Origin of the sequence: Micromonospora sp. CPCC 205558 (genome assembly GCF_036902955.1) — a bacterium.
Classification (GTDB): domain Bacteria; phylum Actinomycetota; class Actinomycetes; order Mycobacteriales; family Micromonosporaceae; genus Micromonospora.
In genome coordinates this window covers 96,941-112,468 of record NZ_JBAKHR010000016.1, presented here as the reverse complement: position 1 = coordinate 112,468, position 15,528 = coordinate 96,941, and the positions used below count along the sequence as shown (strand labels likewise).

Genomic DNA, 15,528 nt, shown 5'->3' with positions numbered 1-15,528 from the left:
GGCCCCCGCTCAGCCGTCGACCAACCCCGCCTCGTACGCGAGGATCGCCGCCTGCACCCGGTTGCGCACATCCAGGCGGGTGAAGATGCTGGTCAGATAGCTCTTCACGGTGCCCTCCACCAGGTGCAGCCGGCGGGCGATCTCGGCGTTGGAGAGGCCCGCCCCGACCAGGGCCAGCACCTCCCGTTCCCGCTCGGTCAGCCCGGCGGTACGGTCCCGTGCCGCGGGTCGGCGGGCCAACCGGCCGGCCCCCAGCTCGATCACCCGGCGGGCCACCCTCGGCGACAGGTACGCCCCGCCGTCGGCGACCGCGTGCACACCGGCGATCAGTTCACGCGGGTCGCCGGCCTTGAGCAGGAATCCGCTGGCACCGTGCCCGAGCGCCCGGGCCACGTGGTCGTCCTCGCCGAACGTGGTCAGCATGATCGTCGCGGTGTCCGGCACGACCCGGCGGATCTCGGCGGCGGCGGCCAACCCGTCCAGCCGCGGCATCCGGATGTCCAGTAGCGCGACCCGGGGTCGGTGGGCCCGGACCAACTCCACCGCCGCGTGCCCGTCGCCGGCCTCGGCGACCACCTCGATGCCGGGGTCGCTGGCGAGGATGGCCCGCACACCGGCCCGGATCATCGCCTCGTCGTCGGCGAGCACGACCCGGATCGGCGGTGCCCCCGTCGTGTCGGTGTCCACTACGCGATCCACTCCTTGCTGACCAGCCGGCCATCGGTGAAGCAGAGCCGCCAGGTCGGCTCCGCGAGGGGGAAGTTGCCGTCGGTGTAGTACTCGCAGCCAGCCCGGTCGACCGCTGCGGGCCGTTCCAGCTGCCGCCGGGGCAGCCCGACCAGCTCCGATCGGGCCGCGCCGACGCGCATCTGGTCGAAGGTGGCCCGGTCCAGCACCGTCCCGGCCGTCGCCACCGGGTAGTAGACGAGCGAGAGCACCAGGGCGAAGCCGACCGGTGCCACCAGCGCCACCAGCAGACTGCGCCGAACCCGCCGTCGGGCGTCGTGCAACCGCCGCTCGGCATCGGTCGGCCGCCGCACCGGGCCGGTCCGCTCGGGCCACGGCGCCAGCTCGGCCTCCGCCGCCGACCCGATCGCCGCCGGCGGCGGCGCGGTTGCCGGCAACACCGCCCGTACCGCGAAACCGCCGCCGGCCCGGTGGTCGGCGTCGAGCGTCCCGCCGGCGAGACGGACCCGCTCGGCGAGGGCGAGCAACCCACTGCCCTGCGACGGCGGGGCGGGCAGCGGCGCGGCCGATGGGGCGTCGTTGACGACCGTCACCTCGACCCGGTCACCGTCGAGGGTGAGACGCACGTCGACAGCCGCGCCGGGCGCGTACCGGGCCGCGTTGGTCAACGCCTCACGAACGATCCGGTGCGCCGCGTGACCGGTCATCGCCGGCAGCTCGGCGACCGCCGGGGCGGCGGCCAGCCGTACCGCCATGCCCGCCTCCCGGGCACCCACGACCAGGTCGGCGACGGTCTCCCCGCTCGGACGCAGCGACGCGCCACCCTCCTCGCGGAGCACGCCGATGATCTCGTGCAGTCGCTCGGTGGCGGAGGAGACGCTGGCCCGCAGTTCCGCCGCCGCGGCCCGGTGCCGGTCGTCGAGGTCGGCGGCGACCTCCAGGGCACCGGCGCGCAACGCGATCAGGCTGAGGTCGTGACCGAGCGAGTCGTGCATCTCGTGGGCGATCCGAGCCCGCTCCCGCAGCCGGATCCGCTCGGCGGCACCGCGCTGCTCGCGGGTCAACGCGTCGACGTGTCGGCGACCCGCCTCCGCGAGCTCCTGCTGCTGACGGCGATACCGGCCGACCAACCAGGGAAACACGGCGGCGAAGAGCAGCACCGAGGCGAGCAGGAACCAGGTGGCCGCGCCGGTGCCGAGCATCCCCAGGTTGAGCGCCGTGCCGCCGGCCGCGATCAGGACGAAGACCCCGACCGCCGAACCCACCGAGGCACTGCGCCGCCCGGCCAGGTAGCTGAAGACCGGAATGGCGAACACGAAGTTGCCATCGAGCAGCGACCCAAGCACCACCAGCACCAGGGCGACCAACGGCAGACGTCGACTCGCCACCACCGCCACACCCAGGAGCAGCAACTTGCCGACCAGCAGCGGCAACGCGTACGGCGGGTAGGGCGGGCTGACCCCGGCATAACCGACCGGAGCGGCGACCGCCGCCCAGAGCAGCACGTCCAGCAGCAGGCGACGCCGCCGGTGCGGCCAACCCGGCGGCGCGGAGTCGAGGATCCGCACGGCGGCCAGGCTACCCACGCCCGACCTGCCCCGACACCGACGAAGGTCAGGTGTTCAGCTGCTCTCCTCGGCCCACACCCGCCAGTCGTCGAGCACGCCGTGCAGGGCCGGGGTGAGCCAACCCGGCGCGGAACGCCGGAACACACCCGGGTCCATCGCGCCCGCGCCGTTCGGCAGCGCGCCGAACAGGTTCGGCACCAGGTCGGTGAGATTCGTCCAGTGCACCAGCTCCGGCCGGGCCGGCCAGGCACCGATCACCACGCCCGCCGGCACCGCCCTACGGTCCAGCGCCTCCAGGGTCAACGCGATGTGATTGAGCGTGCCCAGACCGGCGCGGGCCACCACCACCGCGGGCGCGCCGAGCGACACCGCCAGGTCGGCCATCGTCCACGGCTCACCCGACGGCCGCAGCCCCATCGGAACCAGCAACCCACCCGCGCCCTCGATCAACACGAGGTCGTGCTTGTCGGCCTCCGCACGGACAGCGTCGACCGCCGTGTACAACTCCAGCGGCGGCAGATCGGCCACCCGCGCGGCGGCCAACGGGGCGAGCGGATCCGGAAAGCTGGCCAAGGTCCGACCGGTCAGCGGCGCAGCCAGCCGGTTGACCACGTCCACGTCACCGGGTTCACCGCCGGCCGTACCGGTCTGGCCCGGTTTCACCACCGCCACCCGCAGGCCGGAGGCCTGCGCGGCGGCAGCGATCGCCGCGGTCACCACCGTCTTGCCGACCTCGGTGTCCGTCCCGGTAACCAACACCGGCCCCACCCACCCGGTCATTGCGCCACCTCGGTTCGCGACTGCGGGGCTCGCAAACCCGGCTCACTCCTCGCGCTCACGGCGCCACCTCGGTTCGCGACTGCGGGGCTCGCAAACCCGGCTCACTCCTCGCGCTCACGGCGCCACCTCGGTTCGCGACTGCGGGGCTCGCAAACCCGGCTCACTCCTCGCGCTCACGGCGCCACCTCGGTTCGCGACTGCGGGGCTCGCAAACCCGGCTCACTCCTCGCGCTCACGGCGCACAGTCCACGATGACGTCCAGGGCCCGCTCGAACGCTGCCCGGGGCACCCCGGCGCTGACCGTGAGCCGCAACCGGGAGCGGCTGTCCGGGGTGGACGGCGGCCGGAAACAACCCACCGCGACGCCGCGGTCCCGGCAGTCCGCGGCCCAGGCGGTCGCCGCCTCCGGCCCGGGGGCGGTCACCGAGATCACCGCCGCGTCGGGGGCGGAGACGGTCAGCCCGGCCGCCCTTAGTCGACCGACCGCCAGCGCCACCCGGTCGGACAGCTCGGCGCGCAGGTCGTCGCCGACCCGGGCGAGCCTCAGCGCGGCGTGCACACCGGCGGCGACCGCCGGTGGCAGTGCGGTGTCGAAGATGAACGTGCGCCCGGTCTCGACCAGATGCCGGACGAACTCGGCCGGGCCCGCCACAACGCCACCCGCGCCACCGAGCGCCTTGGACAGGGTGGCGGTGACCACCACGTCCGGCTCGCCGGCCAGCCCGGTTGCCGCCACCGCTCCCGCGCCGGCCGGGCCGGTCACGCCGAGCGCGTGCGCGTCGTCGACCAGCAGCAGCGCGCCGTGGCGGCGGGCCACGGCGTGCAGCCGAGCCAGTGGGGCGAGGTCACCGTCGACCGAGAAGACCGATTCGGTCACCACCACCGCCGGGCGGCCGGGAGCGGCAGCGAGCGCGGCGGCGACCGCGTCGACGTCGGCGTGCGGGGTGACCACCGTCTCCGCGCCGGAGAGGCGGCAGCCGTCGATCAGCGACGCGTGGTTGTGCGCGTCGGAGACGAGCAGCGTCCGAGGTTGGACGAGCGCCCGCAGCGCGCCGAGGTTGGCCAGGTAACCGGAGGAGAAGACCAGGGCGCCGTCGGTGCCCAGCCAGCGCGCCAGGTCCTCCTCCAGTGCCCGGTGCGCGTCGGTGGAGCCCCGCACCAGGCGCGACCCGGTCGCCCCCAGCCCGTACGCCGAGAGAGCCGCCGTGGCCGCGGCGGTGACCTCCGGGTGGGTGGCCAGGCCGAGGTAGTCGTTGCCGGCCAGATCAATCAGCTGATCGTCGGCCGGACGCGAATGCAGTCGCCGGGTGAGCCCGGCCTTCGCCCGCAGCTGGGCGCGGCGGTCGAGCGCCGCCAGCCAGTCCGCCACCGTCACCCTCCCCCGCTGTGCGTGCCGGTCAGCCCGAACACCCGCCGGGCGAAATTACCACCCGCCGCCATCGGCCCGACCATTCCACTCGGTGTGAGCTGTCGGCGAACTGCCAGGGCATTCCGGCTGATCGGGGGCTCTCGCACAGGCCTAGTAGGGTACGAGCCATGCCAGAGATCCTCGACCAGGCCCGGACCCAGGTCCTGGGTGACGGTGTCGGCCTCGATCAGGCCGGCATCCTCGCCGTGTTGAACCTGCCCGACGAGCACCTCCCCGCCGCCCTCCAGCTCGCTCACGAGGTGCGGATGCGCTGGTGCGGCCCGGAGGTCGAGGTCGAGGGAATCGTCTCGCTCAAGACCGGCGGCTGCCCGGAAGACTGCCACTTCTGCTCGCAGTCGGGCCTGTTCACCTCGCCGGTGCGCTCGGTCTGGTTGGACATCCCATCGCTGGTCGAGGCTGCGAAGCAGACCGCCGCGACCGGGGCGACCGAGTTCTGCATCGTCGCCGCGGTCCGCGGCCCGGACGCCCGGCTGATGAAGCAGATGCGCGAGGGCGTCGCCGCCATCAAGGCGGCTGTCGACATCCAGGTCGCCGCGTCGCTGGGCATGCTCACCAAGGAGCAGGTCGACGACCTGGTCGACATGGGTGTGCACCGTTACAACCACAATCTGGAGACCTGCCGGTCGTACTTCCCCAACGTGGTCACCACGCACTCGTGGGAGGAGCGCTGGGAGACGCTGCGGATGGTTCGCGACTCCGGCATGGAGGTGTGCTGCGGTGGCATCCTCGGCCTCGGCGAGACCGTCGAGCAGCGGGCCGAGTTCGCCGCGCAGCTCGCCGAGTTGAACCCGCACGAGGTGCCACTGAACTTCCTCAACCCGCGCCCCGGCACCCCGCTGGGTGACCGCCCGGTGGTGGAGGGCAAGGACGCGCTGCGGGCCATCGCCGCGTTCCGGCTGGCCATGCCGCGCACCATCCTGCGGTACGCCGGTGGTCGCGAGATCACCCTCGGCGACCTCGGCACCCGCGATGGCCTGCTCGGTGGCATCAACGCGGTGATCGTCGGCAACTACCTGACCACGCTGGGTCGACCGGCCAACGCCGACCTGGAGCTGCTGGACGAGCTGAAGATGCCGGTCAAGGCTCTCTCCGCCACGCTGTGACGACCATGACGACGACGGAGCTGTGGTGCGACAGGTGTGGTGAGGCGGCGACGGCCGCCGCCCACCCGGCCTGCGCCTCGGCCCGCCAGTTGGAGCCGCCCCGGTTCTGCCCCCGCTGCCGACGCCGGATGAAGGTGCAGGTGTTGCCGGTGGGCTGGTCGGCGGTCTGCGTCGAGCACGGCGAGATCCGGGGCTGAGCCGTGCTGCGGGGGCGGGCGGTGACCCTGCGACCGGCGACGGTCGCGGACGTGCCGGCCCTCGCGGCGATCCGGGCCGACCCGGAGGTCCGCCGGTGGTGGCGCGGCGGCGACGACCTGGCCGACTCCGTCCGCGCCGACCTCGCCGACGACGACCTGCACGTGTACGCGATCGAGCACGACCGCCGGGTGATCGGCGCGATCCAGTGGTACGCCGAATCGGACCCGGACTACCGGCACGCCAGCCTGGACGTCTTCCTCGATCCTGCGGAGCGCGGCGCCGGCCTCGGCGGTGACGCCATCCGCACCCTGGCCCGACACCTGATCGACGAGTACGGCCACCACCGCTTCACCATCGACCCGGCTGCGGCGAACAGCGCCGCCATCCGGGCGTACGCCAAGGTGGGCTTCCGTCCGGTGGGCATCATGCGCCGCTACGAACGCGGCGAGGACGGCCGCTGGCACGACGCGCTGCTGATGGACCTGCTCGCGGAGGATCTGGTCGGCTGAGTCAGCCCGCCCAGAGCAGATGCCCGTCGGGCAGGCGGCGGGCGCCCTCGGCCGGCCGGTGCGGGCTGAGCCGGCCGTCCGGCATGAGGTGCGACACCGGCACCCCGCGGCCGAGCACTGCGACGTCGGCGATCAGCCGCCGGTGGCAGCGCCACCAGACGCTCTCACTGCACATCACCGCTGTGGTGCGCGGTACGGCGTCGGCCAGCACCTCGTCCAGGGCCGTGTCGAAGTCGGGGGTGCGCGTGTGCGCGGCGTACGCCCGGAAGGCGGCGACAGTCCACCAGGTGTCCGGTTCCGGCTCGCCGGCGCGGACGTGCCGGCGACCGCCGAGGCGCGGCTCCCAGCGGTAGCCGATGCCCCGTTCGGGCAGCCAGCGTTCCATGGCCTCCCGGTGGACGTCCGGGTTGGTCCGGCTGGCCGGGTAGCGGCGCACGTCCACGACCAGGGCGACCTCCGCGCCGGCCAGCAGTGCCCCGAACTGGTCCCGGCCGGCGGCCCCGTGCCCGACGGTCACCAACGCGCGCTCCATCGCCCCAGCTTGCCCCGGGTCGCCGCCGTCCGCCCGCCGGCCCGGCACGGTCCACCGAAAAGCGCGCCCGGCACCATACGGGTGCCGGGCGCGCTTCGGTTCTGCGCAGTGGGCCTAGCGCTGGATGGTCAGCACACCCGGCCGCCACGGCAGCCGGTTGTAGTCGCCGCCCGCACTGGGGTCCTTGCCCTGGTACAGCAACTGCAGGTTGCAGGCGTCGACGGTCTTGGTCTGGTCGGGGTTGGTGCGGACCAGGTCACCGTGGCTGATGTCGTTGGTCCACGTCGCGCCGCTGTTGGCCTTGCCGGCGAACGGGTTGCTCTCGGTGGCGGCCTGCGGGGTCCACGAGCCGCTCAGGCTGTTGGACGTGAAGGAGCGGAAGTACCGCCCCTGGCTCCCGATCGCCTCGACGATCATCAGGTACTGGTTCTGGCCCGCCACCTTGTAGACCTCGACGCCCTCGAACAGGTTGTTGGTCGAGTCCGTCATGATCGTCGTGTAGGTCGAGCCGAAGCTGCCCGGGAAGTTCCCCAGCGGCATGCTCGACCGGTAGATCTTGCCGTTGTCCCCGGCGAAGAAGAGGTACATGTTCTGGTCGTCGCCGATGAGGGTCTGGTCGATCACCCCGTACGGGGCGTCGGAGAGGGTGGCGGTGGAGAGCGTCTGCGCCGAGGACCAGCCGTTGGCGTTGGTCGGGTCGCTCGACGTCTTGTAGCTGAACGAGGTCGGTCCCCACTGGTACGCCAGCACCCAGATGTTCTTCGGGGCGAAGTACAGCAACGTGGGCGCCACCGTGCCCTGGTTCATTCCGTTCTGGCTGGCCGAGGCCATGTCGGACCAGTTGGTGAACGGGCTGAAGTTCATCGAGCTGTACTGGCCGCTGCTGTTGACGTACGACCCGTAGACCAGGTGCTGGCCGTTGTAGACCACGTTGGTGAAGTCCTTGAGCGAGAGCCAGCCGTTCTTCGGGCTCGTCAGCGCGCCGGTCGACGACCACCGGTAGGTCGACGGGAGCGCGCAGCCACCCGTCGGCGGGGGCGTGGTGGTCGGCGGCGCCGACGTCGGCGGGGTGCCGCCACCGAAGTCGGTCCGCCACTGCTGGTTGGTCTGGCCGTGGCAGTCGTACAGCTGGACCTGCTGGCCGTTGCCGGTGCCCCAGACGTCCAGGCACCGGCCGGACTGCACGCCGCTGATGGTGCCGTTGGAGTTGACGTTCCACTGCTGGTTCGCCCCGCTGTTGCAGTCCCAGATGATGATTCCGGTGCCGTTGGCGGTGGCCCCGCCGTTCGCGTCCAGGCACTTGCTGCCGTAGACCCGCAACTCCTTGTTGGAGGTGTACGTCCACTGCTGGTTCGACTGACTGTGGCAGTCGTAGAGCTGGACCCGGGTGCCGTTGGTCTGCGAGGCGTTGGGCACGTCGATGCACCGGCCCGACTGCACCCCGACGATCCGGCCGGCACCACCACTCGGCGGCGGGCTCACGGTCGGGCTGACGGTCGGGGTCACGGTCGGCCCGGAGGTCGGCGGGGCCGCGTTGAGCGCGTTGAGGACGGAGTTGTAGGCGGCCTTCTTGTTGCCGTTGCCGTCGAAGAGCAGCGGGCTCTCGTTCGAGCGCCAGGAGTCGCTGTCGCGTACGCCCCAGACGGTGATGCCGATGCAGCGCGGCACGTTCAGGCACGCCTGGGTCAGGCCGGCGTACTGGGTGGTGGAGGAGTTGGTGACGTCGACCTCGGTCAGCGCCACGTCCACGCCGAGGGCGGCGAAGCTGGACAGCGTGGTCTGGAAGTTGCTCGGCAGCGAGCTGCCGCCGGTGAAGTGGGTCTGCAACCCGACGCAGTCGATCGGCACGCCCCGGGACTTGAAGTCCTGGATCATGCGGTAGACGCCCTGCGTCTTGCCGTACGACCAGTTCTCGATGTTGTAGTCGTTGTAGCAGAGCTTGGCCGACGGGTCGGCCGCCCGCGCGGTGCGGAACGCCACCTCGATCCAGTCGTTGCCGGTGCCCTGAAGGTTCGACTGGCGGCGGCTGCCGTCCTCGTTGAACGCCTCGTTGACCACGTCCCACGCGGCGAGCTTGCCCCGGTAGTGGCCCATCACGCCGTTGATGTGGTCGATCATCGCCTGACGCAGGTTGCTGCCGTTGAGGCTCTGCATCCACCCCGGCTGTTGCGCGTGCCAGGCCAGGGTGTGCCCACGCACCTTCAGGCCGCGCTGGGTCGCCCAGTTGTAGATCTGGTCACCGGAGTTGAAGTTGAACTGGCCCCGCTGGGGCTGCGTCGCGTCCGGCTTCATCTCGTTCTCGGCCGTGATCATGTTGAACTCACGCGCCGCGATCGTGCTGTACGTCGAGTTGCTCAGCCGGCCCGCCGCGATGGCGGTGCCGAAGTACCGGCCGGACTGGGCGGCGGCCGCGCCGAGTGTGCTCTCGGCGGCGTTCGCCGAGGGCATCATCACCGCGACGGCGGCCACGGTCACGACGCTGAACGTGCCGGCGAGCAGCGATCGGACGACGGGCGATCGCAGTCGCCGAGTCCCGCCGCGAGGAACGGATGGGCTCATTTCCATCTTGGCCTCCTTACTGGTCAACACCCGGAACGCCGAGGTGGGACGACCGGACGTCTTGGCTGGGTATTTGACTCGATCGATGTTTGCACCACGCGGCCGGAGCGCCGCGGCCTGGCCTCAGGCGATGGCGCAGGTGGTGTTGTTGACGGTGAAGGCCGTCGGCTTCGGGTTGCTGCCGTTGTGCGCGCCGTTGAATCCGAAGCTCACCGTCGCGCCCGGCGCGATGGTGCCGTTGTAGGACAGGTTCGTCGCGGTGACCGCAGCGCCGCTCTGGGTGACCGTCGCCGACCAGCCCTGGCTGACCGTCTGCCCGCCGGCGAAGCTGAACCGCAGCGTCCAGCCGTTGATGGCGGTGGTGCCGGTGTTGGTGATCGACACCGTGGCGGTGAAGCCGGTGTTCCAGTCGGTCGTGGCGTACCCCACCGAGCAGGTGCCGCCGACCGGCGGGGCCGCGGTGGTCACCGCCACCGGCGCCGACGCCGCGGAGGTGTTGCCGGCCGCGTCCACCGCCACCACGTAGAACTGGTACGCGGTCGAGGCGGTCAGCCCGGTCACCGCGAGGGTGGTGCCGGTCGGCGAGCCGACCAACGCGTCGGTGGCGCCGGCCTCCCGGTAGACCCGATACCCGGTCACGCCCACGTTGTCGGTGGACGCGGCCCAGCTCAGGGTGAGCCCGGTGGCGGTCACCGCCGAGGCGACCGGGGTGCCGGGCGCGGTGGGCGCGGTGGTGTCCGACGCCGGTCCGGCCGGCGTGGTGACGCTGACGGCGGCCGACGACGCCGACCGGTTGCCGGCACCGTCGAGGGCCCGCACGGTGAACTGGTACGTCCGCTCCGGCAGCAGCCCGGTCACCGCGAGCGTGTTCGTGGTGGCGGTACGCAGCACCAGCGCGTCGCTGCCCGGCTGCGACTGGGTGATCTCGTAGCCGGCCAGGCCGCTGCCGCCGGTGTCGGTGGACGCGGCCCACGTCAGCGTGAGCCCGCTCGACGTGACGGCGGACGCGACAGGCGTACCGGGCACGCTCGGCGCGGTGGTGTCCGGCACCGTCGGCCCCGGCTCGTCGCCCCAGACCCGGGTGCTGCCGGAGTAGAGCGGCACCTTGCGGTTGGGCCCGGCGGTGGCCTGGTACGACGGGTCGTTGGTGGGGTCCCAGGTGCCGCCCTCCGGCACGCCGACCTTGAACTGGACCTCCATCCGGTGCTGCGACTGGCCCGCCGGGGCGATGGTGTACCCGGTGCAGTCCACCTCGACGTACCAGATGTCCCCGCTGAACTGCTTGGCCGTGGTCGGGGACGGGCAGCCCTGGGTGTAGCCGGCGGTGACCTGCACTGCGCCGGTGCCGTCGGGCCGGAAGTAGTACCGGAACTTCCCGTCGGTCAGCGCCCGGGCCGGGAACGCGGACTTGTTGTAGACCATCACCTTGAGCCCGGTGGCCCGAGGCTCGGCCTGCGTCACAGTGGTCTCCACGGTCAGCTCGTCGATGTCCGGCGTCTCCGCGACCGGGAAGTTCGCCAGCGGCGTGCCGCCGTACTCGGAGGTCAGCCGGACCAGCGCGGACGTGAAGCCGGCGTTGTAGTCGGTGGCAACCTCGTTCATCACGTAGTCCGACCGGCTGTCGCTGTACGCGTCGTTGGCCGAGGACGGGCCGCCGACCAGCGCGCCGTAGAGGGTGTGCCGGGTCTCGACGGGCACGGTCTGGCTGTCCCACCAGGAGCCGTGCGCGGTGCGGTGGTGCGGGTTCTTCGGCGAGTTGGCGCCGAACCCGATGACGTAGCTGGAGTTGCGGGGGTTGTCGCCGAGCGCGTAGTTGATCTGCCGGACGGCGAAGTCGTGGTAGCGCGCCTTGCGGGTCGTGTCGGTGGTCTTGTCGCTGTAGACCAGCGCGGCGAACGAGGTGTTGGCGGCGTAGCGCAGCGCGCCCCAGGAGTCGAGCACCGCCATCCCACCGGGGGAATACGGCACCCGCTGCCCGTTCACCCCGACGGTCCAGTAGTCGAGCCACCGGTTGGCGTCGTCGACGTACTTCTGCTTGCCGGTCAGGTTGGCCAGCAGCACGTACGCGCCGAACTGCTTGTTGTCCCAGGCGATCGTCCACTTGTAGGAACGGGTGGTGGACTGGTTCTCGGTGCCGAGCTTGTCGTACTCGCTCTCGGCCTTGGCCAGGTAGCTGGCGTCACCGGTGGCCCGGTACAGCCAGATCGCGCCCCAGACCAGCTCGTCCTGCCAGCCGCTCCACGAGCGGTAGAAGCTCGTGGCGTCGGTGATGCACTCGTGGTAGGACTTCCGCACCGTGTCGGCGAAGGTGTAGAGCTGCCGGGCGTGGGTGAGCAGCCGGTCGGCGTAGGTCGCGTCGGTGGGCCGGAACACCATCGACGAGGCGGCCATCGCGGCCGCCGTCTCCCCCGCCAGGTCCGCGCCGCCACAGCTCGCATCGATCTTGTACGCGGGCCGCGCCATCGGCATCACCTCGGCCGGGCCCCACCACTTGTGGTCGTCATCGCCCTTGCCGACCTGTCCGTAGAGGACGTTGGCCGACGGATGCGCCTTGATGAAGTAGTCGTTGACGAAGCGCAGGTTGTTGAGCAGGTGCGGCAGTTGCCCGGACGCGGTGTAGCCGCTGCGGTACTCGACCGCTCCCCAGGCGAGCATGGTGGCGCTGAACGCCATCGGGAAGCCGAACTTGACGTGGTCGCCGGCGTCGTACCAACCGCCGGTGAGGTCCACGCCCGAGCCGGCGCCGTCGGTGAGCGCGCTGTCACCGCGCCAGGAGACCCGGTTCCAGTCGGGCAGTCGACCGGACTGCTGCGCCTCGTAGAAGAGCAGCGACTTCTGCAACGCCTCGGCGTAGTTGTAGGTCGCCGCCGGCGCGGCGGAGGCGGGCGCGGACGGCGGCGCGGTCACCGCGAGGGACGCGCCGGTGAGCAGCGCGACGCCGATGGTCAGCAGCCGCCGGGGCCAGGGCTGGTCGGCGGCCGGTGACCGGCCAGGCTGGCCGCTGAACGGCCGGGTCAGGTGGCGCATGGCGGGCTCCTGTCGGAGGCGTCGCCGGCGGTCGCACCGACGCGGGACGGCGTACGGGCGGCACGGCCACCGGCGACAGCGGGGCGGCGGTGTGACCACGGGCCGTGGAAGCGCTCCCATGGATAAACGACAATGTAATGGTCGGCTCGACGGTTGGGAAGCCTGCCGACCTGGACCGACCCGCCCGGGGTCCACTCCGTACTCGCGAGTAACCACTGCGGACCATTTCACACCATCGATACGTATCGATTAATGTCTCATGTTTCCGCAGCTCACGGTGTGCGTTTCTGGAAAGATCCTCGCGCCGTTCGGACGCTTGGGCGGCCAGCCAGACAAACGTACTGTTGCTGACCCGCTACCCGGCGCGAGACAGTACCGCTCACCAGCGGTGCCGTCGACGCCGCCGCTCCCCGGTCAACCCTGAGGAGAAGCGATGGCACTACGACTCGCCGACGGCACCGCCTGGACCGACATCCTGGCCCGCGCGGTGGCCGTCACCCCGGAGGCGTTCGGCCCCGAGGTCGACGGCGTCACCACACTGCACAACCTGGTCGAGGGCGAATGGCAGGCGGTCGGCCAGCCCGCCGCGGTCCGCACCCCGCTGGACAACACCGTCATCATCAACCTGCCCCGGCTCGACGCCGACACCGCCCGCGCCGCGGTCGCACACGCCGCCACCACACACCGCGCCTGGGCCCGGACCCCGCTGGCCGACCGCAAGGCCCGGGTCGCCGACGCCCTGGACTCGCTCACCGCCCACCGCGACCTGCTCGCCCTGCTGCTGGTCTGGGAGATCGGCAAGCCGTGGCGGCTGGCCTGCGCCGACGTGGACCGGGCGCTCGACGGCGTCCGCTGGTACGCGGAAGAGATCGACCGGATGCTCGCCGACGGCCGCGAGCCGCTGCCCGGCCCGGTCAGCAACATCGCCTCGTGGAACTACCCGATGAGCGTCCTGGTGCACGCCGAGTTGGTGCAGCTCCTGGCCGGCAACGCGGTCATCGCCAAGACCCCGTCCCAGGGTGGCGCGGTGTGCCTGACCGTCGCGCACGCGCTGATGCGCCGGGCCGGGCTGCCCGCCACGCTCGTCTCCGGCAGCGGCGGTGAGCTGTCCGAGGTGCTGGTGCGGGCACCCGAGATCGGCGCGGTGGCGTTCGTCGGCGGCCGGTCCAACGGCGGCAAGGTCGCCGCCGCGCTGCTCGACAGCGACAAGCGGCACTTCATCGAACAGGAGGGCCTCAACGCCTGGGGCATCTGGAACTTCTCCCAGTGGGACCAGCTCGCCACGCACCTGAAGAAGGGCTTCGAGTACGGCAAGCAGCGCTGCACCGCGTACCCCCGGTTCGTGGTGCAACGCGACCTGGTCGACGAGTTCCTCGACATGTACCTGCCGGTCGTCCGCTCGGTCCGCTTCGGTCACCCGCTCGCCGTCGACGACGCCTGGGCCGCCGGTGACCCACTGCCCGAACTGGACTTCGGGCCGCTGATCAGCGCCGCCAAGGCCGACGAGCTACGCCGCACCGTCGACGAGGCGGTCCGCGGCGGCGCGATCCCACTGCACCGGGGCAAACTCACCGCCGCGCCGTTCCTACCCGGGCAGGACACCTCGGCGTACGTGGCGCCGTCGGTGCTGCTCGCCCCGCCCGGCCGGTCCCGGCTGATGCACGCCGAGCCGTTCGGGCCGGTCGACACGATCGTCGTGGTGGACACCACCGACGAACTGCTGGCCGCGATGAACGCCTCCAACGGCGCGCTGGTGGCCTCACTGGCCTGCGACGACACCGAGGAGGCCGGCAAGCTCGCGGTGGACCTCCAGGCGTTCAAGGTGGGCATCAACAAGCCGCGCTCACGCGGTGACCGGGACGAACCGTTCGGCGGCCGGGGCGCGTCGTGGAAGGGCGCATTCGTCGGCGGCGACCTGCTGGTGCAGGCCGTCACAGTCGGGGGCGACAACCGGCTCTACGGCAACTTCCCCGACTACAGCAGCTACCCCGCCACCTGAGCGGCGGCGGCAGGAGGGGCACCGACGCTACAGCGAGGTGCCTCTCCCGTCCGCCAGGGCGGCGACGGCGAGCGGGACCGTCACGGTGAGCAACCCGCCGTCGCGTTCCACCTCTCCGGGCCGGTCCAGCCGGCGCAGCGTACGCAGCATCGGATCGTTCGTGGCCTGGACGTGCAGCACCAGCGCCGCGTACCCGGACCGGTCGGCGTGCTGAGCCAACCGGCGCAGCAACGCCGAGCCGAGCCCACGCCGCTGCCAGTCGTCCCGCACCAGCAACGCCACCTCGGCCTCGTCGCCCTCGCCGAGCAGGTTCGCCATGGCGACCACCGACTCGACAGCGCCCTCGGCGCCGGTGGTGGTGGCGACCAGTGTCAGCCCCCGGCTCGGCTCCAACAGCCGGCGCAGGCGGGCCGGCTGCGGCAACGCCGCCCCGCCCAGATAGCGCCGCTGCCGGCTGCACGGTGAGCACGCCTCGTGCAGCTCCACGACACCGGACAGATCGTGGGCGCTGGCCGGCCGGACGGCCACCTCCCCGCCGTGCGGCAGCACCAGGATGACCTGTTCGGCGGCCCGGCGAGCCACGGTGGCGGCCAGCTCGACCAGAGCCTGCGCCCGCGCGTACTCCGCCGGGGTGAAGTCGGGCGCGACCCGACGCAGCGCGAACGAACCGCCCGCCGGGTCGGCCAGCAACATGCTGGCCCCGGTGATCCCCCGTTCAGCGCCGACCGACGCCGGCCGCCAGCTGACGACGTCGGCAGCGAGCAGGGCCCGCAACGCCTCGCCCGTCGCGTCCGGGTCACGCACCAGCCGGTTGGCCAGCCCGAGCACCCGGGTGGGCTGGTCGGCCAGACCACGCGCCTCGCTGCGCGCCACCCAGCAGTCCCGGCCCCGACCCCGCTCGACGGCGGCGATCAGCTCGGCCTCGTCGAGCGCGTCCGGCGCGTCGACCAGGAAGTCGTCAACCGCCCCCTGCTCGGTGGGCTGCACCTGCACGGTGAGGATGTTGACCCCACGCAGCGCGAGGCTCGCCGTGAGCACCGACAGGTAACCCGGTCGGTCGTCCACCGTCGCCCGGATCCGCCACAACGTCATGGTTGGCTCCCTTCCCCGGTAAGAGCCTCACCCCCGCCTGTTGCC

The 15,528-nt window shown here is 72.0% G+C and carries 12 protein-coding genes; 4 read left to right on the top strand and 8 right to left on the bottom strand.

Going from position 1 to position 15,528, the window contains the following annotated elements:
- Positions 1-9: 9 nt before the first annotated feature.
- From V6U86_RS19420 to V6U86_RS19405, 4 genes are all read right to left on the bottom strand, one after another.
- A complete protein-coding gene (locus V6U86_RS19420) occupies positions 10-687 on the bottom strand; it encodes a response regulator transcription factor (protein WP_334505238.1) in 678 nt (225 codons plus the stop codon).
- Entirely contained in the window at positions 687-2,255 is a 1,569-nt protein-coding gene (locus tag V6U86_RS19415) for a sensor histidine kinase (RefSeq protein WP_334505237.1), read from the bottom strand. Before V6U86_RS19415 ends, V6U86_RS19420 begins: the two co-directional genes overlap by 1 nt.
- Before the next feature lie 54 nt (positions 2,256-2,309).
- Complete coding sequence (gene bioD / locus V6U86_RS19410) at positions 2,310-3,035, bottom strand: dethiobiotin synthase (protein WP_334505236.1); 726 nt, start codon at positions 3,033-3,035, stop codon at positions 2,310-2,312.
- A 232-nt stretch (positions 3,036-3,267) separates the two neighbouring features.
- Positions 3,268-4,404 (bottom strand): 8-amino-7-oxononanoate synthase, encoded by a 1,137-nt coding sequence (locus tag V6U86_RS19405; protein ID WP_334505234.1) that lies wholly within the window; start codon positions 4,402-4,404, stop codon positions 3,268-3,270.
- Between the two features lie 167 nt (positions 4,405-4,571).
- Between V6U86_RS19405 and bioB the strand changes: the two genes are divergently transcribed.
- The 3 genes from bioB to V6U86_RS19390 are packed head-to-tail and all read left to right on the top strand — an operon-like array spanning position 4,572 to position 6,274.
- Positions 4,572-5,567, top strand: a complete 996-nt coding sequence (gene bioB / locus V6U86_RS19400) for a biotin synthase BioB (protein ID WP_334505232.1) — start codon at positions 4,572-4,574, stop codon at positions 5,565-5,567.
- Between the two features lie 5 nt (positions 5,568-5,572).
- On the top strand, positions 5,573-5,764 hold the full coding sequence (gene bsaP, locus V6U86_RS19395; protein WP_334505230.1) for a biotin synthase auxiliary protein BsaP: 192 nt from the start codon (positions 5,573-5,575) through the stop codon (positions 5,762-5,764).
- 3 nt (positions 5,765-5,767) lie between these two features.
- Positions 5,768-6,274 carry a GNAT family N-acetyltransferase gene (locus V6U86_RS19390; protein WP_334505229.1) on the top strand — a complete coding sequence of 169 codons (507 nt, stop codon included), beginning with the start codon at positions 5,768-5,770 and terminating at the stop codon, positions 6,272-6,274.
- Between the two features lies 1 nt (position 6,275).
- On the opposite strand, the gene V6U86_RS19385 is transcribed toward V6U86_RS19390, so the two are convergent.
- The 3 genes from V6U86_RS19385 to V6U86_RS19375 all read right to left on the bottom strand — a co-directional run bounded on the left by V6U86_RS19385 (position 6,276) and on the right by V6U86_RS19375 (position 12,392).
- Positions 6,276-6,806, bottom strand: coding sequence for a DUF488 domain-containing protein (locus V6U86_RS19385; RefSeq protein ID WP_334505228.1), 531 nt, complete (start codon positions 6,804-6,806; stop codon positions 6,276-6,278).
- 114 nt (positions 6,807-6,920) lie between these two features.
- The gene (locus tag V6U86_RS19380) at positions 6,921-9,371 is read right to left on the bottom strand and encodes a non-reducing end alpha-L-arabinofuranosidase family hydrolase (RefSeq protein ID WP_334505227.1); all 2,451 of its coding nucleotides are present in this window, start codon (positions 9,369-9,371) and stop codon (positions 6,921-6,923) included.
- Between the two features lie 117 nt (positions 9,372-9,488).
- The gene (locus V6U86_RS19375; protein WP_334505226.1) at positions 9,489-12,392 is read right to left on the bottom strand and encodes a glycoside hydrolase family 9 protein; all 2,904 of its coding nucleotides are present in this window, start codon (positions 12,390-12,392) and stop codon (positions 9,489-9,491) included.
- Between the two features lie 433 nt (positions 12,393-12,825).
- On the opposite strand from V6U86_RS19375, the gene V6U86_RS19370 reads away from it, so the two are divergent.
- Positions 12,826-14,391: an aldehyde dehydrogenase family protein gene (locus V6U86_RS19370; protein ID WP_334505224.1), complete on the top strand. Its 1,566-nt coding sequence runs from the start codon at positions 12,826-12,828 to the stop codon at positions 14,389-14,391.
- 27 nt (positions 14,392-14,418) lie between these two features.
- On the opposite strand, the gene V6U86_RS19365 is transcribed toward V6U86_RS19370, so the two are convergent.
- Positions 14,419-15,483, bottom strand: a complete 1,065-nt coding sequence (locus tag V6U86_RS19365; protein ID WP_334505223.1) for a GNAT family N-acetyltransferase — start codon at positions 15,481-15,483, stop codon at positions 14,419-14,421.
- Between the last annotated feature and the right edge of the window lie 45 nt (positions 15,484-15,528).